General features: G+C 71.2%; 16 protein-coding genes. 6 read left to right on the forward strand and 10 right to left on the reverse strand.

All coding sequences use genetic code 11. The features are described 5' to 3' along the window. The first annotated feature begins 101 nt into the window (after window positions 1-101). On the forward strand, window positions 102-1,307 hold the full coding sequence (locus D7Y11_RS07295; RefSeq protein WP_158641897.1) for a glycosyltransferase family 4 protein: 1,206 nt from the start codon (window positions 102-104) through the stop codon (window positions 1,305-1,307). Here the strand turns inward: D7Y11_RS07295 and D7Y11_RS07300 are convergent. Genes D7Y11_RS07300 through D7Y11_RS07315 form a run of 4 tightly spaced genes read right to left on the reverse strand, consistent with a single transcriptional unit; the run spans window position 1,280 to window position 5,770 of the window. Beyond that, window positions 1,280-2,173, reverse strand: a complete 894-nt coding sequence (locus D7Y11_RS07300; RefSeq protein ID WP_121754860.1) for a glycosyltransferase family A protein — start codon at window positions 2,171-2,173, stop codon at window positions 1,280-1,282. The genes D7Y11_RS07295 and D7Y11_RS07300 overlap by 28 nt on opposite strands. After that, window positions 2,170-3,378, reverse strand: a complete 1,209-nt coding sequence (locus tag D7Y11_RS07305) for a hypothetical protein (RefSeq protein WP_126933331.1) — start codon at window positions 3,376-3,378, stop codon at window positions 2,170-2,172. Before D7Y11_RS07305 ends, D7Y11_RS07300 begins: the two co-directional genes overlap by 4 nt. After that, window positions 3,375-4,562: a glycosyltransferase family 4 protein gene (locus D7Y11_RS07310; protein ID WP_158641898.1), complete on the reverse strand. Its 1,188-nt coding sequence runs from the start codon at window positions 4,560-4,562 to the stop codon at window positions 3,375-3,377. Before D7Y11_RS07310 ends, D7Y11_RS07305 begins: the two co-directional genes overlap by 4 nt. Further along, complete coding sequence (locus tag D7Y11_RS07315) at window positions 4,547-5,770, reverse strand: alkaline phosphatase family protein (protein ID WP_126933333.1); 1,224 nt, start codon at window positions 5,768-5,770, stop codon at window positions 4,547-4,549. The genes D7Y11_RS07310 and D7Y11_RS07315 overlap by 16 nt, the downstream gene beginning before the upstream one ends. A gap of 136 nt (window positions 5,771-5,906) precedes the next feature. Between D7Y11_RS07315 and D7Y11_RS07320 the strand changes: the two genes are divergently transcribed. Both D7Y11_RS07320 and D7Y11_RS07325 read left to right on the forward strand, forming a co-directional pair. Further along, window positions 5,907-7,766, forward strand: a complete 1,860-nt coding sequence (locus tag D7Y11_RS07320; RefSeq protein ID WP_126933334.1) for a hypothetical protein — start codon at window positions 5,907-5,909, stop codon at window positions 7,764-7,766. A 79-nt stretch (window positions 7,767-7,845) separates the two neighbouring features. After that, on the forward strand, window positions 7,846-8,778 hold the full coding sequence (locus D7Y11_RS07325) for a hypothetical protein (protein ID WP_126933335.1): 933 nt from the start codon (window positions 7,846-7,848) through the stop codon (window positions 8,776-8,778). A gap of 26 nt (window positions 8,779-8,804) precedes the next feature. Here the strand turns inward: D7Y11_RS07325 and D7Y11_RS07330 are convergent, their stop codons facing one another. Beyond that, window positions 8,805-10,220, reverse strand: coding sequence for a sigma-54 dependent transcriptional regulator (locus D7Y11_RS07330; protein ID WP_158641899.1), 1,416 nt, complete (start codon window positions 10,218-10,220; stop codon window positions 8,805-8,807). Between the two features lie 383 nt (window positions 10,221-10,603). Between D7Y11_RS07330 and D7Y11_RS07335 the strand changes: the two genes are divergently transcribed. Genes D7Y11_RS07335 through D7Y11_RS07345 form a run of 3 tightly spaced genes read left to right on the forward strand, consistent with a single transcriptional unit; the run spans window position 10,604 to window position 13,253 of the window. Beyond that, the gene (locus D7Y11_RS07335; RefSeq protein ID WP_126933337.1) at window positions 10,604-11,125 is read left to right on the forward strand and encodes a serine O-acetyltransferase; all 522 of its coding nucleotides are present in this window, start codon (window positions 10,604-10,606) and stop codon (window positions 11,123-11,125) included. Beyond that, on the forward strand, window positions 11,122-12,264 hold the full coding sequence (locus D7Y11_RS07340) for a glycosyltransferase family 1 protein (protein ID WP_120578515.1): 1,143 nt from the start codon (window positions 11,122-11,124) through the stop codon (window positions 12,262-12,264). Before D7Y11_RS07335 ends, D7Y11_RS07340 begins: the two co-directional genes overlap by 4 nt. Then, on the forward strand, window positions 12,261-13,253 hold the full coding sequence (locus D7Y11_RS07345; protein ID WP_121754867.1) for a WecB/TagA/CpsF family glycosyltransferase: 993 nt from the start codon (window positions 12,261-12,263) through the stop codon (window positions 13,251-13,253). The genes D7Y11_RS07340 and D7Y11_RS07345 overlap by 4 nt, the downstream gene beginning before the upstream one ends. Before the next feature lie 3 nt (window positions 13,254-13,256). Here the strand turns inward: D7Y11_RS07345 and D7Y11_RS07350 are convergent, their stop codons facing one another. The 5 genes from D7Y11_RS07350 to D7Y11_RS07370 all read right to left on the reverse strand — a co-directional run. Beyond that, a complete protein-coding gene (locus tag D7Y11_RS07350; RefSeq protein WP_158641900.1) occupies window positions 13,257-14,732 on the reverse strand; it encodes a lipopolysaccharide biosynthesis protein in 1,476 nt (491 codons plus the stop codon). Between the two features lie 81 nt (window positions 14,733-14,813). Next, window positions 14,814-15,524: a bifunctional 2-polyprenyl-6-hydroxyphenol methylase/3-demethylubiquinol 3-O-methyltransferase UbiG gene (locus D7Y11_RS07355; RefSeq protein ID WP_199753699.1), complete on the reverse strand. Its 711-nt coding sequence runs from the start codon at window positions 15,522-15,524 to the stop codon at window positions 14,814-14,816. Window positions 15,525-15,643: 119 nt separating this feature from the next. Next, a complete protein-coding gene (serC, locus tag D7Y11_RS07360) occupies window positions 15,644-16,732 on the reverse strand; it encodes a 3-phosphoserine/phosphohydroxythreonine transaminase (protein ID WP_126933339.1) in 1,089 nt (362 codons plus the stop codon). 116 nt (window positions 16,733-16,848) lie between these two features. Continuing rightward, window positions 16,849-18,207, reverse strand: coding sequence for a cytochrome P450 (locus D7Y11_RS07365; RefSeq protein WP_120578519.1), 1,359 nt, complete (start codon window positions 18,205-18,207; stop codon window positions 16,849-16,851). 64 nt (window positions 18,208-18,271) lie between these two features. Beyond that, the coding region (locus D7Y11_RS07370) for an enoyl-CoA hydratase/isomerase family protein (RefSeq protein WP_148139196.1) at window positions 18,272-19,191 on the reverse strand (920 nt) is incomplete at its 5' end.

Consider the following 19,191-nt stretch of genomic DNA (forward strand, 5'->3'; position numbering starts at 1 on the left):
TTCCCATTCCGAGACGTCTCAATCCGAGACATCCGGGCGGTGCATGGGCAAGGAGTCAGCTCGCGGGGAGGCATGTCCCCTGCAAGCTGAAGGGCCTGCCCGTGAGAGTCACCGTCCTTACCAACCTGTACCCGCCCGACGTCCTCGGCGGCTACGAGCTGCTCGCACGAGATGTGGTGGAGGGGTTGGAGCGGCGTGGCCACGAGGTCGACGTCCTCACCAGCGGCGATGGCTCCGAGAACGGGCGCGTGCTGCGGTCCCTGTGCCTGGCTCGCCGCTTCGGCCGGCCCGCGGGACGGGATCGCCTCCGTCACTTCGCGGCTGGTGTGCGGAACACGGCGGCGGTGCGCCGCTACTTGAAGGACCATGGCAGGCCGGATGCGGTGCTGGTCATGAGCCTGCGGAGACTGGGGCTCGCGCCGCTGCGGGTGCTCCACGAGGCAGGCGTCCCCGCGATCGTCACGGTGAACGACGACTGGCCGGTGGCGTTCAGCGTGGGTCGCGACGCGCGGCCCTGGGCTCGGCTGGGCAGCGTGCTCGACTCGCTGCTGGTGCCTTCACGAACCTGGACCGGCATCCAGCCCGCCGGGGTCGCGTGGCTTTCGGACGCGGTCCGGCGCACGTGCCTCACGGCGGGTGTGCCGCTGGACTTCGGTGTCGTGCTGCCGCAGGGCGTGGACCTGTCGCGCTTCACCCCTCGTCCCTTCCGGCCCATGCGCCCGGAGCCTCGGCTGCTCTTCGTCGGCCGGCTCCATCCGAGCAAGGCCCCCGATGCGGCCATCGACACCCTGGCGGCCTTGGAGAAGCGCGGCGTCAAGGCCACCCTCACGCTCGCGGGCGCGGCGGACGATCCGGCGTATCTCGCGTCCTTGCGGCAACGGGCGCGGGTGCTGCGGGTAGACGGACGCGTGGCATGGGCCGGGCAACTTCCCCGCGAGCAGTTGCTTCCGCTGTATCAGGATGCGGATGCGCTCCTGTTCGCGTCGAAGCTGGAGCACGAGGGCCAGGGCCTCACGTATCTGGAGGCCATGGCCTGTGGCCTGCCGGTGGCGGCGTCCCCCAGCGGCGGTGCCCGTGACTTCCTTGATCGGCACGACGCTTCGCTGCTGGTGAAGGCATGCACGGGTGAGGCCTTCGCCGAGGCGCTGGCGGCCCTCCACCGGGACGCGGCGGCGCAGGAGGTGCTCGTCCAGCGGGCGCTCGACATCGTGCGAGAACACGCGTCACTCGACGCCTACGTTCGCGGCATCGAGGAACTGCTACTCGATGCGGCTCAAGCTCACTGCCGCCGCAGCACCACCCGCTGACCGACGCTCGCGTCCGCGTTCCCGCTCCGCAGGCGCTGCTCTCCCCACTGGTGTCCCTTCCAATAAGCCCAGTGGTACACGAGCCTCCGGGGAACGGAGAGCGCCAGGCCCGCGGCGTCGCGCGCCCGGAGGTGCGCGACCGCATCCCTTGCCCATGACGCGCCCAGCTTCCGGGCCAGTCCCGTCAGCGACGCGGGCTCCTCCCGGATGAAGGCATCCGCCTCTCCTTCGATGAAGCGGCGCCCGTACAACTGTTTCAGCGTGTAGTTGTGCGAGTGCATCACCCACGCGTCCGGCACGTAGCGCACCCGGAGCCCGTCGCCGCGCGCCCGGTGTCCCCACTCCGTGTCCTCGGAACCCCACGCGTCCTCGTAGAAGGGGTGCTTGAGCCATGCATCCCGCGTCATCGCCGCGAATGGCAGCGAGTACGTCATCCATGGCGGCGGAGTTCCCTGCTCCGGGAACGCGACCTCGTAATCCCTTCGCACCCACGTGTGCGCTTCGGGCCTGGGCAGCTGCCGCGCGAAGGTCGCGTCCGCCTCCGCGCGCTCGATGGGCTCCAGCAACCGGTCCAGCGCCTGCGGCGTCAGCGGCACCACGTCGGAGTTCTGGAAGACGATGATGTCGCCTTGCGCTTCGCGGATGGCCCGGTTGAGCACCACGCCTGGGAAGTACGCCCCAGCGTCGATGCGGATCAGTTGGCAGGGGAAGCGCGAGACGATGTCCAACGTCGCGTCCCTGGAGCCCGAGTCCACCACGAGCAACTCGAAGTCCTTGCGCGCCTGCGAGAACAGGCCGGAGAGCGCCTGGCCTATGACCCAGGCCGAGTCCTTCGAGCGCATGATGACGGTGACCTTGCGACTCATGGATGATCCCCCAGGCGCAGGCCGAGCTTCCTCGCCACGTGCGCGAAGTTGGGGTCGCCCGACTCGCCCCAGTACCTCAGATATGCGCGCCGAAAATCCGCTGGCTCTCGGCTTGCCGCTCCCAGCAGTTGCCGCGCGAACTCGGCGTCCCGGGGCTCGCCCACCTCGAACGCCACGAATGGGAACGCCGCCGCCAGCACCCCTCGCGGCCCTCCGAGCCTCAGCCCCAATCGCGCTCGGAGCCCCAGCTCGGGTGAAGCCTTTGGCCGGAACCTCACGCCGTTGCGCACCCGTCGCAGCCAGACCTTCGGTTGGAGGCCGCCCTCCTTGAGGGAGTGCTTCAACGCCCGCTCCGCGTATCCGGACCACTTCAGCCCGGGCACCGACAGCCTCGCGGCCTCACACGTGAGGTGCACCTCCGCGAGCCTCGCCCTCCCCTCGTCCATCCAGGGCCCCAGCTCGCTTGGGGCGAAGCGCGCGTAGTCCGGCTCCAGGCGGAAGGCGCTCGCCTCGTCGTACAGCTTCCGGAACCCGGCCGGCACGTCGTGCCGCAGCGCCATCCGCCGCCGCTTCTCCGCGTAGCTCCAGTCGTATGCACCCAGGAAGTACAGCAGCGCGTCGCCGTAGCCGATGATGGCCTTCGCCGTGTGCCGGAGGATGGTGCGGCGCGCGTCCTCGTCCAGCGCGCCCTGGTCCCGCAGCACCTGGTTGATGATCAGCAGCGTGCCCCGGTTCACCGCCAGGTTCCGCACGTCGTCGGGTGGGATGGCTTCTCGCGTGAAGTGCTCGAGCCCCGGAAGGAACGACGCATCCCCCGCCACCGTCTTGTGGCCGAACCGCACGTCGTACCAGATGACCTGACACGGGGACCTCCGCAGCGCCCGCACCGTCGTCACGCCCAGGTCCAACCCCAGCCCGTGCCGCTCGCGCAGCGGCTCCAGCACCAGGTCCAGCCGCGCCTTCAGCCCCTCTCGCGGGGCTCGCTCCAGCACCAGGAGGAAGTCGAGGTTGTTGTGCGGCCGTTCGACGCCGTCCCTCTTCTCCACTCCTCCCTCACCGCGCCCGTAGCCGCCAATGAGGGCCAGCGTCCGCAGCTCGTCCGGGCGCACGTGCCCGTGGATGACGGCCGCCGCTTCGGACACCACCTGGGAGATCCTCGCCTCCACCTCGGGCGAGCCCTTCAACGTGAAGCGTCCGTCCCTCACGCCGCCCTCCCTCCCGCGCCCGCCACCGACTCCAGCAGCGCCAGAAGCCTCGTCACGTGCCGCTCGGGGACGAAGCGCTCCTCGTAGGTCCTTCGCGCGTGCGCCTCCATCGTCCTCCTCAGGCCCGGCGCCGCCATCAGCCTGTCGATCGCCTCCGCGAGCGCCTCCGGATCATTTGGCGGCACGCCCAGCCCCGTCTCGCCTTCCGTCAGCCACTCCCCCACTCCGCCCACCTGGCTGGCGATGACTGGCGTCCCGTGCGCCAGTGCTTCGATGCCCACCAGTCCGGACGTCTCCGGCGCTCGGCTGGGGAAGACGACACACGCGGCCCGCCGGTACTGCCCGGAGAGCGCTTCGGGCGCCATCGGGCCCAGGAAGGCCACCCGCTTCGACAACCCCAGCACGTCCACCTTCGCGCGCAGCTCCTCCTCCTGCCGGCCCCTTCCCACCACCGCCAGGCGGCACGGCTGCGTGGTGCGTGTCAGCGCGTGGAACAGCACATCCAGGCCCTTGCCTGTCGTCAGCTGCCCTACGAACAGGAGCAGGTCCTCCTCTCGCTCCACCGGCACCCGCGACTGGAGCGGAGCTTGCGCGTACAGCGGGACGACGTGCGTTCGTTCGCGCGGGAAGCCATGCGCCGCCACGTGGTCCGCCATGTACCGCGAGCCCACCACGAAGGCGTGATGACTCCGGGCCAGCGCCTGCTCCTCCCGCAACCTCCCCAGCGAGGCCCACTTCAGCCCGGGCCAGTCCTCCGAACGGCCCACGAAGCCGAGACATGGGTAGCAGGCCGCGCCCACCGGCTTCGTGCAGGGCTCCTTTCCCAGCGTCGTGTACTTGTGCTCGCGCAGGCAGAACAGCCGGTGGTCGTGGAAGAAGCGGATCACCGGCGCTGGCGAATCCAACAGTGCGCGCTGCGCCTTCAGGCTCGCGAGCTGGTGCACGTAGACGACGTCCGGCGCCAGCTCCCTCAGCTGCCGCGCCAGGTCGACGATGGGGAAGATGCCCTCGAACGGCTCCCGCATCACCGGGTGCGGATCCGGCGAGACGTTCACGTCGTAGAAGAGCAGCGACGTCACGCCCCGCCCGCCCAGCTCCCGCGCGGTCTCCCGCACGTAGCGCTCGGCGCCGCCCACGGGGGTGGCGGCGTCGTTGAGCCATGCGACCCTCAAGCCGCGGCCCATGGCGGTCTCCCGTCCGGGTTCGTCTCCCCTTCCAGCCCCAGCATCGCGCACACCCATCCGGCCACGTCCATCAACGCGCCTCGGTCCCGGGGCAGTGGCGCATCCGAGGCGATGGCGGCGTACGCCGAGGGGCTGTCCACGTCGTAGCCGTGCATGCCTCGCACGTTGCCCCCCACGAAGCTGGGGGCGAACAGGGCTCCTTCCCGCAGCACGAAGAGGGCTTGTCCGTAAGGAGCACCCCGCACCGGCGCCTGTCGCTCCACCAGCGCCTCCGTGTCCAGCCATCTCCCCGGGAGCCCGTGCGCCACCATCCGCTCGCGGGCCTTCTCGCGCGTCCGCTCATCACCCCAGACCCGCAGCATCGTGCTGTCCACGAACAGCCGCGTGCCACGCAGCTCCCCGAGCATCCGCCGTGGATCCACCACGTCGTGGATGTCCGCCATCCCGTGGTCCCCCACCATCACCGTCGTCACGTCACCTCCGCCCGCGCGCATCGCATCCACGGCCTGCTCGATCCGCTCGGTGAGCCGCCGGGCTGTCGCGAGCGCGTCCCGGCTGCCATTGCCGGTACGGTGCAAGGCGCCGTCCAGGGCGGTGGCGTACGCGAAGGCCAGGTCCGGCTTGCTCGCTCGTAACACCGCGCAGGTATGCGCCCAGCGCTCCTCCTCCGGCAGCTGCCAGGGCGCCGCGAACACCCGCAGGCCCGCGCGCCTCGCCTTCGTGAGGAACGTCTCCACCCCGCCGATGCGCTCGGCGTTGAACAGGTCCTCCCGCTCCGGCAGGTCGAGCCAGCGGAACAGCTCCGGAGGGACGCGGTACAGGTCCACGTACCCGGTCAGCCCCTCCGTCCTCTTCAGCACCCGCGCCGCGGCACGCCTCAGCATGCCCCGCTCATGCACCTGGCGCGGCAGCAGCCCCAGCCACTTCAGCGGTGACAGCACGCCTTCGTCCTCACGCTCCGCGTGCGCGAAGAGGCACATCCGCCCGTGTCGCTCCGGTGGCGCGCCGGTGAGGATCGTCGGCAGCGCGCCACATGAATAGCCCAGGATGCCGCGCAGGCGGCCCCGGTGCGGCAACCCACGCAACCCTTCGAAGGTCTCCAGCTGGGACGGGCCCAGCGCATCGACGAAGACCACGAGCACACGACGCGGCCGGAAGGGCCGTGCCCCGGCGCTGTCTCCTCCTGGTGTCATCTCTTCCCGGGACATGGTTCTGTCTCAATGTGAGACGGCTCCGAGCGCTCCCGCCGTCCGCGACGGTGTCTGACATTGCAAGAGCTCCGCCACCCGCGCCCATCCAGGCTGGCTGAACGCTGGCATCCACCGTGCAACCCGTCCGCACCGGATGTTCTCGCTGGAAGAGGGCCCGGAGCCCGAAACGCAGACGGCGCCCGTGCGACAGGAGTCGGTGCGCTCCGGGTATCCCGTTGATCCCCTGCGCATCGCGCGGGTGCTGCGGCGCCGCTGGCGGATCATCGCCGGGTGCTTCGTCGCGGGCATCGTCCTGGGCGTGCTGCTGGCCAAGACCGTGATGCCCCGCGAGTTCACCGCCCGCACCATTCTCGTTTGGGAGCCCACGGGCTCGCGCGCGGCGGCGAACCCCGAGCGGGAGATCCAGACGCTGATGGACACGCTCAAGCTCCCCAACAACCTGGAGGCGCTGCGCACGCGCACGGGCCTGCCGGTGACCCTGGAGGCGCTGGCCCGGCGGGTGGACATCGCCGTGTCCCGCGGCTCCAACATCCTCACCCTCTCCGCGACCGCGGCGAGCCCCGAGGAGGCCGTCCGGCTCTCCGACGCCATGACCCAGGTGTTCCTGGACCATCAGCGGGACTCGGAGCGGACTCGGGCCGAGGCGCAGCTGAAGGCGCTGGGCGAGGAGGTGCTCAAGGTCCAGGCGCAGCTGGAGGAGGCCCGGGCGCACTACGACGGCTTCCGCCAGGAGAACGGCATCGCGGAGTTCACGCTCGACCGGCAGTCCTCCATCGAGGAGGCGGCGCGGCTGCGCACCGAGAAGAACCGCTTCCGCATCGAAGCGGAGTCCTCGGACGCCAGGGCGCTGTTGCTGAAGCAGGCGGCCCGTGAGCAGCCCAGCCGGATGGTGCTGTCGGAGACCGAGAGCTACTTCGAGCTGCGCAAGCTGGCCGAGCTGCGCGCGGAGCTCGCCGCCCGCGGAGCCAATCTCTCCATGGAACATCCCGAGGTGGTGCAGCTCACCGCCGCCGTGCGGGCCCTGGAGTCCCGGCCCGCGGGTGGCACCGTCTCCGACCGCGTCGTGGGGACCAACCCCTCCTGGACCTTCCTCCAGAACAGCCTGCTGGACGCTGGCTCACAGCGAGAGCTGGCCCAGAAGAAGTGGCGCGCCTACGCCGAAGCGGAGGAGGCCGCGAAGGAGCGCATCGCACGGCTCTCCGCCCTGGAGGGCCAGGCCAGCGCGCTGCTCGCGCGGATCCACATCACCGAGACGCGCCTCACCGAGCTCCAGCAGCGTCAGAAGGTGGTGGAGGGCGAGGTGCGCCAGCCAGCGATGGAGCTGCGCGTGCTCACCTCCGCCACCCCGCCGACGCGTCCCTCGAAGTCCTATCGCCGCGCGGTGGCCCTGCTGCTGCCTCCCACCTTCGCGCTGCTGGCCGTGGTGGCCCTCACCGCCTCCTCGCTGCGCGGCTTCAAGCTGTGGACGCCGGCCGAGTTCTCGTTCTGGGGACGCGGCCCGGTGGTGGCCGCCACTCCCTGGCCCGCCACCGCCGAGGGCCTGGAGGAGCTCGTCGTGGAGCTCCGGGCCGCGCTGGACGAGGCGAGCGGCGTTACGCGGGTGTTGCCGCTCGGGGAATCGCAACAGGAGCGGACCCGGGAGCTGCTGTCCCGGCTTGGGGCAATGGACGTCCCAGCCCGGGATGACGTCCCGGGGCGAGGCGCGACGCTCGTTTCGTGGGAGGAGGCGCGGCGTCCGCAGGCGCTGCGGCTCGCGGTCCGCACGGGAGCGCGGGTGCTCGTCCTCGCCAGCTCCGGCGCGCACTCCGTGTTCGAGGTGTGGGCGCTGCGGCGCCTGCTCGGGAGCGAGGCGTGCGTCGGCTTCGTGGTGGTGGGGCTCGGCACCGACCTTGCTACCCATCCGGATCGCGTGGGCGACGTCATGGGCTTCTGGTCCGGATCCAGAGCGTCGAGGGGCATGGAAGGGCCCGTCCCGCGAAAGGAGCCGCGCTGAGAGGAAGACGCCTTCGCGCGCGTCATCACAGGGCAGCCCTCCGTCCGGCGGGCCCCCCAGGAACGGAACCGACGACACCATGTTCGCCGTCATCCATCGCAGCGCCGCGGCTCCTGGCGCCGGGTTCCTGTCCGTGGCCGGGCCCCCGCTCGTCACCCGCCAGTTGCAGTGGCTGCGCGCGTCGGGCTTCGAGAAGGTGGCTATCGACATCGGCGCGGACGCCCATGGAGCAGAACTGCGAAGCCTCGTCTCGCAGCAGGAGGCGCTGGCCCGCAACGTCATCTTCGTCCCCACGGCTTCGCGGTTCCCGCCGGGCGTCATCGCGGATTCGGCGGGCTTTCCCGCCCACGCGCCCTTCCTCGTGGTGCCGGACACCGTCCTGGGCAACGCGGACCTCGCGGCCTTCTACCGCCGGGCGCCAGAGCGGGGCGTGCGCGTGGGCCGGCTGACGCCACCACCGGCCGTGGAGCCCTTCGCGCCAGCCGAGGTGCACCTGATCACCGCGGCCACCGGCCCCGTCACGGAGGAGGAGCTGCCCGGGTGGGGCGCGCGCCTGGAGACGCCGGGCGCGGCCCTGCGGCTGGCCTGCAAGGCGCTGCTGGGGCGGCTGCCGCGGGCGGAAGGAACCTCGCGGCTCCTCATCCACGCGGCCGAACGGGCACCAGGGGTCTGGGTGGCGCGCGGCGCCCTCCTCCAGCGCGGCGCCGAGGTGAACCCTCCCGTGCTCATCGGTCCCCAGGCGCTCGTGTGCGCCGGTGCGCGGATCGGCCCGGGGGCTCTCATTGGAGCGCGCGCCATCATCGAGCGCGGCACCTGTCTGGTGAACGCCGTGGTGGAAGAGGAGACCGTGGTGGGCGAGGGCCTGGAGGTGCGCGATGCCATCGCCACGCCCGACGGATTGGCCTCGCTGGAGGGCACCGGTCCCCTGCTCCCGCTGGGAGATCCCCTGTTGCTTGCGCGGCGCCGGCTCCTGTCGCGAGCGGCGTTGCGTCTGCTGGGGCTCTCCCGATGACGGCGGCACGCGCACCGGGAAGCGTGTCACCCCGGGTCTGGCTCCCGCTGGATGCGCAGTTCGGCTACGCGGCGGTAGAGCGTGGCCCGGCCCAGACCGAGCAGCCGGGCCGCGAGGGTGATGCTTCCGTTCGTCACCGTGAGGGCCTTGAGGATCTCCCGGCGCTCCAGTTCACGCAGCGGCACCACCACGTCGGGTGACGGGGCCAGGTCCTCGGACATCCGCTGAAGCTGTGGAGGCGCCACGGGGACGGGCGGCAGCACCAGGACGCGCAGCTCCGGCGGGAGGTCCGCCAGCTCGATGCGCTCGCCATCGCAGGAGAGGATGGCGCGCTGGATGACGTTCTGGAGCTCGCGCACGTTGCCGGGCCAGCGGTGGCGCACGAGCGCTTCGCGGGCCTCGTCGGCCAGGACGAGCGATGCGCCTCCGTACTTCTCCAGGAAGTGGTCGCTGAGCGAGAGGATGTCCGTGGGCCGCTCTCGCAGTGCGGGCACCTTCACCGGGTACACCGCCAGCCGGTAGTACAGGTCCTCCCGGAAGCGCCCCGCCTTCACCTCCGCCACCAGGTCCCGGTGCGTGGCGGCGATGATGCGCACGTCCACGCGGACCTCCGTGGTGCTGCCCACCCGGCGCAGCGTGCGCTCCTGGAGGATGCGCAAGAGGCGCACCTGGGTGGCGGGGCTCATCTCGCCCACCTCGTCCAGGAAGAGCGTTCCGCCCTGGGCCTGCTCGAAGCAGCCGCGGTGCTGGGCCGACGCTCCGGTGAAGGCGCCGCGCTCGTGGCCAAAGAGCTCCGACTCCAGGAGCGCCTCGGAGAAGGCCGCGCAGTTCACCGCCACGAAGGGCCCCTTGGCCCGCGCGCCCTGTTCGTGGATGGCGCGCGCCACCAGCTCCTTGCCCGTCCCCGTCTCTCCGAAGATGCACACCGGCACGTCGGATTGGAGGATGCGGTCCAACTGGCGCGCCAAGGTCCGCATCGGGGCGCTGCGTCCCACGATGGCGCCGATGAGCCGCTCCGCGCCGCCCTCTCGCGCGCCCCGCGGCTCCCGCCACGTCATGCGGCGGGTCTTCGCGGCGCTCTGGAGCGTCCGTTCGAGCCGGGCCGGTTCGGAGGACTTGTCCAGGAAGGCGAAGGCCCCCATCCGGGTGGCATCCACCGCGGTGTCGAGCTGCAGGTTCCGGGTGAGGACGATGACGGGCAGCGTCGTGTCCCGCGCGCGCAGATGCCGCAGCACGTCCAGGCCCGCCATGTCGTCCAACACCAGCTCCAGGCAGACCGCGAGCCACTCGGCGCTGTCCGCCTCCAACGCCTCGCGCGCGGTGGCGTACTCGCGCACCGCGTAGCCCGCCACCTCCAGCCAGGCGCCCAGGCGACGTCTGGCGACGTCATCCCTGTCGACAATCACCACGGGGGACTGCCGGTTCACGTCCAGGACATTCACGGTTTCGGGTCTCCTGACAGGGGGATGCGCTTGACGGGAGCACGCCTCCGGTCCCGGTGATGCGCGAGGCCGGGCACTCGCACATCGGAGTACGCGGGACAGCAAACGCATCCGTTTGCACAGACCATTCCCGCATGTCGAGACATCCCCTCTGGTTGATCCGGATGCGCTCGGCCAACGACTTGTCCTCTGGCCTGTTTGACAAATCCCGGCGTTGTCTACGTTTGAGACATCCCGGCGTCCCCAGATGAGACATCCCGGTTCGGGACGCAGACAGGCCCGCGGCGACCTGACACGCACCGGCAGCGCGTGCGACGCCATGGTTCCTGCCTTGCAAGCGGCAGCCGCCCATGCGTGCGTCAGCGAAGTCAATCCATGCCTGCATGGAGCCGTTGCGCGCCCTGCGTTCGGACAGGGCCCGGGTGGTGGATGCGGTCAGGGACCGGGGGGCGCGCTTTCCCAGAGCCGCGGCCCTGGCGGATCCGTCCCTATGGGCGGTGGGCCTGCTGCGGTGGGGAGCGGTGCTCCGGCGCGGACTGGGCACGTCACTGGGCCTGTCCACGCTGTTGCGCGTGGGCTTCCACATCGATGTGTGGACGGATGATATCGGCCCCGGCTTGAGGCTGCCGCACCCCTTCAACATCGTCATTGGCGATGGGGTGGAGATTGGCCCGGAGTGCACCCTGCTCCACGGCGTCACCATCCAGCGGGGCGCGGGCACGCGCATTGGCCGGGGCGTGGTGCTGGCCAACGGCACGACGGTGCTGGCGGGCGCGTCCGTGGGCGACGGGAGCCTGGTGGGCGCGGCCAGCGTGGTGCGCGGCGCCATTCCCCCTGCGTCCGTCGCGGTGGGCGTGCCGGCGCGCGTGGTGCGGGCGTCCCGTCCCGGGGAGGCGGCTCCGTGAGGCTGGCCGTCGCGTTGGGGGGAACGGACTGGGGGCGCTCGGGCATTGGCACGTACGTGCGCGCGATGCTGCCCCGGCTGACACGAGGGCTTGCGCGAACCGGGGGCCGGCTGGTGGCGCTCGGTACGGCGCGGGACTTCGCCGCGTATGACCCGGAGCTCGTGGGCGCGGAGCGAGCCGTGGCACCGGCAGCCGTCGACACGCCCGCGCTGGGTGCATCGTGGTACCTCGCCCGCTGCGGAGCGCATGCGCGCGGGGCCGGGGCGGACGTGCTGCTGCTGCCCGCCGCCAACCGCCGCGTCGCGCTGCGGCCCGGCCTGCCCACGGTGGGCGTGGTGCACGACCTGGCCCAGTTCAACGTGCCGGACAAGTACGACCGGCTGCGCACCACCTACGTGAGATGGCTTCTGCCCAAGGCGCTGAGGTCCTTCGAGGCGCTGGCCGCCGTCAGCCAGGCCACGCGCGGGGACATGGTGAGCTTCCTCTCCTGCGCGCCCGAGCGGATCCACGTCATCCCCAACGGCGTGGACGCGGACCGCTTCGCGCTTGGAGACGGCGCTGGTGCCGCGTGGGCCCGTGAGCGGCTGGGCCTGAAGGCGCCGTATCTGCTGTACCTGTCGCGCCTGGAGCACCCGGGGAAGAACCACCTGCGGCTGCTTCGGGCGTTCGCCGCGTCCCCGGTGAGTCAGGACCATCAGCTGGTGCTGGCCGGCGCGGATTGGGGCGCCGAGCAGCTCATCCGGGCGGAGCTCCAGCGGCTGGGGCTCCAGGAGCGCGTGAGGATCCTGGGCTACCTGGAGGACGGCCTCATCCCGGGCCTGGTCGCGGGCGCGGAGGCGCTCATCGCGGTGGGGCTGTGCGAGGGCTTCGGCCTGCCAGCGCTGGAGGCCATCGCGGCGGGCAAGCCCGTGCTGGCGGCCCGGGCGGGAGCGCTTCCGGAGGTGGTGGGCGAGCTGGGGGTGTTGTGCGATCCGCTCGACGAGCGGGACATGGCGGCGGCGCTGACGCGGGTGGTGCGGGACGAGCCACTGGCCGCGCGGGTGCGGCGCGAAGGTCCAGGGCACGCCCGCCAGCGCAGCTGGGACCGCACGGGCGACGACCTGCTGGCCCTGTGCCGCGCCGTGGGAGGCGTTCGATGAAGGCACCCCTTCCCCGAGCCTCGCTGCGAGACGTCCTGCGCGGGCGCGCTCCGCTGGTGGGCGCGCGCTTCAACGAGGTGCTGCCGCGCGGCTACCTGTCGCCGGTGGAGGCGCGCTGGCTGCTCGGGCTGCCCTATGGAGACCTCGCCGCCGAGGAGGCGCGCTATCTCCAGGGCCGCACCCCCGCGACGGACTTCGGCGTGATGTTGCGCACGTCGGTGGCTCGCGCGTTGGCACCGCCCGAGAGCGCCCAGCCCGAAGTGCGCCCGTTCATCGTCTCCGCCCGCGTGGACAACCTCACGCTCGAACAGGCGGTGGAGCAGCTCTTCACGCAAGGACAAGGTGGCCGCGCGAAGCTGGTGTCCATCGTGCACCCGCACGCCTTGAACCTGGCGGCACGCGACGTGGCGCTCGCGCAGGCGCTGGCGGAAGCGGACATGGTGCTTCCGGATGGCATTGGCATCCGGGTGGGCGCGGCGCTGCTCGGCGTGGCCATGCGCCACAACCTCAACGGCACGGACCTGTTGCCGCTGCTCTGCAAGCACGCGCCCGTGCGAGGCTGGCCCGTGGTGCTCGTGGGGGCGGCCCCCGGCGTGGCGGAGGCCTGCGCGGAGAACCTGCGAAGGGCCCACCCGGGCCTGGAGCTCCCCATCGTCTCGCACGGCTTCCTCACCGCCGCTGGCTCCCGCGCGCTGGCGGAGTCCATCTCGCGGCTGGGCCCCTGCCTGGTGCTGGTGGGCATGGGCAGCCCCCGGCAGGAGCTGTGGGCGCGCGAGTACCTCTCCGGGGCCGCGCAGGCCGTCATCCTCACGGTGGGAGGGCTGTTCGACTTCTACTCGGGCCGGATCCAACGCGCGCCCATCGCCTGGCGTGAGCTGGGCTTGGAGTGGATGTATCGCCTGCTCCAGGAGCCCCGCCGGATGGCCGTCCGCTACCTGCTGGGCAATCCGCTCTTCCTGCTCCGCATCCTCTGGCAGAAGCTGCGGTAGGCCTCAGGGCGCGTACGTCGGCACCGCGCCGCCCACCGGAGTGGATGCCGCCGCCGCGAGGCGTGCATCCCGCCGCCACCAGACGAGCAGCGCCATCCCGGTCCCCAGCAGCGTGACGAGCGCGCAGACGCAGGCGCTCCCCAGCGGACCCCGCGAGGCGAACGGCGCGAGCCCCCAGCCCACGACGAGCGACACGAGGCCCGCGGCTCCGACCGGGGCCAGTGCCCAGAGCACCTCCCGGACGGTCCACTGGACCAGGGCGCGGACCTTGCGCCAGACGAGCACGGCGATGACCCCGTTTCCGAGGACGGTGCCTCCGGCGACGGCCCACGCACCGGCGTACCGCACCCCGGCCATGGAGACGGCGACGTTCAGCGCGTGGCCGATGAGCACCGGGTGGGTCAGGTGCCACGGCGTCTCACCGCTCACGGCCAGGGCCGAGGAAGCGCTCTCCTCGGCGGCCGCGATGACCGCCGCGGTGCCCAGGAGGACGACCGCGAGCATGGTGACGGAGTCGTGCGCGAGCGCGCCCACCCAGGCCTCCAGCAGGGCGGTGCCATCCAGGGCCAGCGCGATGACACCGCTGGAGGCCAGGCCGCCCAGAAGGGCCGTGCCAAGGCGAAGCGCGCTGGCGCGGTGCCGGGCATCTCCGAGGCGATGGATGAGCCATCCGCCCGCTTGCTTCGCGAAGGCGAGGATCTGCTCCACGGCGCGGGAGGCCACCTGATACGCGCCCACCGAACTCAGGGACGCGGAGCGGGTCAGGATGAGGACATCCGCGCGGACCGCCGCCGCGATGCCCACGTTCATGGCCAGGGCCGCGGCGCCCTGCCGGAACGCGCTGCGCACCTGGGCCGGATCCGCCGGCCATCCAGGACGCAGCGAGAGGTGCGGGTCGATGCGCCTGGACACCGCCGCGAGGAGCAGGAGCTCCAGCGTGGCTCCCGCGAACAGCCCCAGCGCCGGCCCCAGCAACGAGCGCGTGGTGCCGAGCACCGCCGCCGTCAACGCAATCTGGCTCGCGGCTCCGATGGCGCGCGCCCAGGCGAGCGAGGTGTTGGCGCCCCGCATCAGCAGGAACGCACGCAACGGTGCCGCCAGCGAGCCCGCGAGTCCTGCCGCGAGGACCGGAAGCGCGGCGCGGGCCACGTCCGCCCGCAGCGCTTCGGACGCGGACGGGAGGTGGAGGAAGAACACGTACGCACAGACGCAGAGACAGGGACAGACGAGCGTCACCACCAGCAGCGTGAGGCGGATGAGCTGGCGCGTGGCGGCATCGTCCGTTCTGGCCGCCGTGCGTTGGACGGCGATGCTGAGGCCCAGGTCCGACAACCCGAGGAGGAAGCCCGTCGTGCCAAGGACGCCCCAGGCGCCGAGGCTCTCCGGACCGAGCAGACGCACCACCAGCGCGACCGTCGCCAGCCCCGTCACGATCTGCACCACGTGCCGAGCGCACGACGCGAGCACGTCGACGCTCATCCTCAGGAGCGATCTCTCAGGGGCCATGCACCCCTGACCATTGCAGCCCGTATGCCGTAGCGCGTGGGCCGACGCGGTGGCTCAGCCCCGGGACTTCACGGCGCGGACGCCGATGACGACTTCGTAGTGGGGGTCATGCACGTCGAGGTCGGCGGTTCGCAGGTCCTCCCGAGCCAGGCCGTGCAGGGTCGCGACCGCGGCGCGGACGTTCCCGAAGGACTCCACCCGCACGTTGCCGGGGCCGAAGGACGGCTCAAAGAGGCGGTGGACGGAGCGGGAGGTGAACCGCCAGCAGTCCGGCCACTGCTCCATCGCGCCCCAGTCCACCTTGATGATGCCGGGCACGGTCAGCAGCGCCACGCCGCCAGGCTGGAGGATGCGGTGCAGCTCCCTCACGGCGGCCTGGACATCGAAGACGTACTGCAGCACCTGGGTGAAGAGGACGCAGTCGAACGCATCCGAAGGGATGTCGACCGCGTGGGCGATGTCTCCCACGAAGGTGGCTTCCGGGTTCCCAGGAAGCGCGTGGAGGATGTCGGAGCGGGTGACACGGCTGGCGCCGAACCGCCGCGTGTAGCGCGCGTCCCCGACCTCCAGCGTTCGGCCCTGGACGTCGGCCGCGTGCCGCGCCAGGAAGTGCTCGATGTAATAGCGATCAATGGGCTGGCCGCGGTCGTGTCCCCAGTGCGCGCCGATGGGCGTCTGACGCCCCAGGCTGCCCCACCGCACCCGCCCCATGGAGACCTGGCGCTTGTGATGGGCCAGCCACTGATAGATGCCGTCGGGAAGCACGGCCCGGAAGAGTCGCTTCGCCCCTGTGGGAGTCATTGGGCGATACAAGCAAACACAGCCACAGGGAGCAACCTCACCGGAGCGTGTCTCGAATTGAGACACGTGGGCCGGCGAGCGAACTACCCGTTGCGCTTCGCGAAGTCGTCCATGAATGAGACGAGCGTCTTCACGTGGTCCACGGTCACCGCGTTGTACAAAGACACGCGGATGCCGCCCGTGATGCGGTGGCCCTTCATGCCCACCATGCCGGCCTTGGCGCCTTCGGCCACGAAGGCCTCTTCCAGCTTTTCGTCCGGCAGGCGGAACACGACGTTCATGTACGAGCGCGACGCCTTCTCCACCGGGGCCCGGTAGAAGCCCGCGTTGCGGTCGATGGCCGTGTACAGCAGGTCGCCCTTCTCACGGTTCCAGGCCTCCACCTGCTTCAGGCCGCCCACGCCCTTGATCCACGAGAGCACGTTGCGGCAGAGGTAGATGGAGAAGGTGGGGGGCGTGTTGTAGAGCGAGTTGTTCTCCGCGTACGTCGTGTAGCGGAAAATCTTCGGGATGTCCTTGCGGCCCTTCGCCATGAAGGACTTCTCCACCAGCACCAGGACGATGCCTGACGGCCCGATGTTCTTCTGGGCTCCGGCGTAGATGAGCGCGAAGCGGCTCACGTCGATGGGCTTCCACAGGATGTCGGAGCTCATGTCCGCCACCAGCGGCACCTGCCCCACTTCCGGGAAGGTGTGCCATTGCGTCCCGAAGAGCGTGTTGTTGCTCGTCATGTGGACGTAGGCGGCCTTCGGATCCAACTGGAGCTCGGCCTGGGTGGGGACGCGCGTGAAGCGCTTGTCCTTGTCCACCGTGTTCGCGGCGATGCGCGGCGTGCCGTAGTAGCGCGCCTCGTCCACCGCCTTCTCGCTCCAGCCTCCCGTCACCACGTAGTCCGCGGAGCCGCCCTGGGGCAGGAAGTTCATGGGCGCCTGCGCGAACTGCTGCGAGGCGCCGCCCTGGAGGAAGAGGATCTCGTGGGTGTCCGGAACGGCCAGCAGCTCCTTCACGAGGGCGAGGGTCTCGTTGTGGACGGCCTCGAACGCCTTGCCCCGGTGGCTGTGCTCGATGATCGACATCCCCGTGCCCTGGAAGTCGAGCAGTTCGTCCCGCGCCCGCTCCAGCGCCGCCGTGGGGAGACCGGCCGGGCCGGGATTGAAGTTGATGACGCGCATGGCAGTGCCCTCTGGAAGTGAACCGCGCCGGCATTCTCGCCGGTGGGACTCCGGGGGTCACCAGCAACTTGGGGGCGGTGCCGGGCCTCGCTCACCGCCCCTGGCTGCCTGCTTCGTCAGCGGGCCACCACCGCCGCGGGGGCCGCCGCCGCATGCACCGCCGGCCCCAGGGAGCGCAGGGGGATGTCCTCGTGGGGCACCGCCGTCACGTTGCGGCGGACCGCCCGGACCTCCGTGTCCTTCGCCAGCTCGAAGCGGTGGGCCCACAGCAGCGTCCCCAGCGTCACCTTCATCTCGTACAGCGCGAACGCCGCGCCGATGCACCGGCGGGCCCCTCCTCCGAACGGTACGTACTCAAACGGAGAGTAGCGGCGCCCCAGGAAGCGCTCCGGCAGGAAGCGCTCCGGCTCCGGGAAGGTCTCCGGCCGCGAGTGCGTCAGCGTGATGGCCACCATCAGCCCCGTCCCCGCGGGCAGCTCGTAGCCAGCGAGCGTGAACGGCTCCCGCAGCTTGCGCGACACCAGATAGAACACGGGGTTGAGGCGCAGCGCCTCGTCACAGACGGCGGACAGGTACGGCAGCTTGGAGAGGGCCTCCGGATCCGGCGCCGTCGGAAATGCCGCCAGCTCCTGGTGCAGCTTCTCCAGCGCCTCGGGCGCCCGGTGCAGGAAGTACATGCCCCAGGTCATGCTGACCGCGGTCGTCTCATGGCCGGCGACGAGCATCGTGCGCAGCTCGTCCTTCACCTCCACGTCCGTCATCGGCTCGCCGTTCTCGTCCTTCGCGGCCAGCAGCATGCTGAGCACGTCCTCGCGCTTCTCTCCGCTCGCGCGCCGGGCGGCGATCTCCTCCGTCAACAGCACGTCCAGCTGGGTCGCCTCCTTCTGGAAGCGCGCCCACGGCCCCATGCCGCCGAACTGGCGCCGCAGCGCCGGCATCATCGCCAGCGAGGGCGTGTAGTTCTCCAGGTAGGCCTCCAGCACGTGGCGGAAGCGCTCCACGCGCGCCGCGCCCTCCACGCCGAAGACGGCGCGGATGATGACCTCCATGGAGATGGCCTGGGTGAGCCGCTGGGCCGTGAGCGTGCCGCCGGGCTTCACGCCCTCCAGCTGCCGGAGGGCGGCCTCCTGCATCAGCGCCCCGTAGGCCCGCATCCGCTCCCCGTGAAAGGCAGGCATGATGAGCCGGCGCTCGCGCTTGTGCCGCTCGCCTCCAATCAATAGCAGCGAGTTCTCACCAATCAATGGCTCCATGGGCACCTTCGCCATGGGCTCGAAGATGTTTGGATCCGCGGCGAAGATCTGCTGGGTGACCTGCGGGGAGCCGGTGACCACGACCGTGCCCAAAGGCAGCGTCATGGTGAAAGGGTCTCCGTAGCGCTTCGCACAGTCCGCGAAGAAGCCGGTGGCGTCCTTCGTGAACCGCACCATCTGGAGGGGAGGCAAGCGGGGACCAGGGGGCAGACGGCTGCGCATGGTGACACTCCTTGACTGAAAGACCGCGGGGTTCGTTCAAAGCCTGCCATCCGGACCGGACGGCTCAGTTGCGCAGCACGCGTCTGTTCATCAACAGCGATTGCATCCGCTCCAGGCTCCGGGGCTCGCCGCAAAGGCTGACGAAGGCCTCCTGCTCGAGCGCGAGGACTTCCTCCTCCGTCACCTCATGCCCCGCGCCCCCCGGCCCGCCGCACAGGATGGCCGCGAGCCGCGCGCCAATCACCGCGTCGTGCGCCGTCAGCTCGCCGCACGCTCTTGCTTCCGCGAGCCCGTCCTCCAGCGCGCGGATGCCCGTGGCGCCCGGCAGCCGGAAGGCCCTCGGCACCGGCGGCCGGTAGCCCGCGCCAGCGAGCCCCAGGGCCCGCGCACAGGCTTCCTCGAGCCGCTGCTCCGGACGCACCGACACCCCGTCCGTCAGCCGGAAGTACCCCAGGTGCTGCGCCTCCACCGCGCTCGTGGACACCCTCGCCCGCGAGATGTCCCGCAGCACCTTCTCCACGTAGGGCAGCACGTCCACCTGGACGCCCTCGGGAATCCCCTGGAGGGCCCGCCACAGGAGGTTCAGCGTTCCGCCGCCCCCGGGCACCAGGCCAATCTGCGTCTCCACCAGCCCGGCCTGCGTCTCCGGCGCCGCCTGCACCGCGCTGGCGCCCAGACACAGCTCCAGCCCGCCCCCCAGCGTGCGGCCACACGGCACGGCCACCACGGGGACCCTCGCGTACTTGAGCCGCTGCGTCGCCGACTGGAAGGCCGCCACGAGCGCGCGGATGTCCTCCCAGCGCTTGCGGCTGGCCCACGTCGTCACGAGCATCAGGTTCGCGCCCACGGAGAAGTCCGGCCCGGGATTGGCCAGCACCAGCGCCCGGAAGTCCGTCTCCGCCCGCTCCACCGCGCGGCCCAGCGTGGCCACCACGTCCGCGTCGAGGCTGTTGTGCTTCGTCTTGAAGCCCACCCCCAGCACCC

This window comes from Corallococcus sp. AB018 (genome assembly GCF_003986945.1).
GTDB classification, from domain to species: Bacteria; Myxococcota; Myxococcia; order Myxococcales; family Myxococcaceae; genus Corallococcus; species Corallococcus exiguus.

Coding starts and splice junctions, on each gene's coding strand:
- D7Y11_RS07300 (WP_121754860.1), bottom strand. CDS start 2,173: ATGAGTCGCAAGGTCACCGTCATCATGCGCTCGAAGGACTCGGCCTGG.
- D7Y11_RS07310 (WP_158641898.1), bottom strand. CDS start 4,562: ATGGGCCGCGGCTTGAGGGTCGCATGGCTCAACGACGCCGCCACCCCC.
- D7Y11_RS07315 (WP_126933333.1), bottom strand. CDS start 5,770: ATGTCCCGGGAAGAGATGACACCAGGAGGAGACAGCGCCGGGGCACGG.
- D7Y11_RS07320 (WP_126933334.1), top strand. CDS start 5,907: ATGTTCTCGCTGGAAGAGGGCCCGGAGCCCGAAACGCAGACGGCGCCC.
- D7Y11_RS07325 (WP_126933335.1), top strand. CDS start 7,846: ATGTTCGCCGTCATCCATCGCAGCGCCGCGGCTCCTGGCGCCGGGTTC.
- D7Y11_RS07335 (WP_126933337.1), top strand. CDS start 10,604: ATGGAGCCGTTGCGCGCCCTGCGTTCGGACAGGGCCCGGGTGGTGGAT.
- D7Y11_RS07345 (WP_121754867.1), top strand. CDS start 12,261: ATGAAGGCACCCCTTCCCCGAGCCTCGCTGCGAGACGTCCTGCGCGGG.
- D7Y11_RS07350 (WP_158641900.1), bottom strand. CDS start 14,732: ATGAGCGTCGACGTGCTCGCGTCGTGCGCTCGGCACGTGGTGCAGATC.
- serC (WP_126933339.1), bottom strand. CDS start 16,732: ATGCGCGTCATCAACTTCAATCCCGGCCCGGCCGGTCTCCCCACGGCG.
- D7Y11_RS07365 (WP_120578519.1), bottom strand. CDS start 18,207: ATGCGCAGCCGTCTGCCCCCTGGTCCCCGCTTGCCTCCCCTCCAGATG.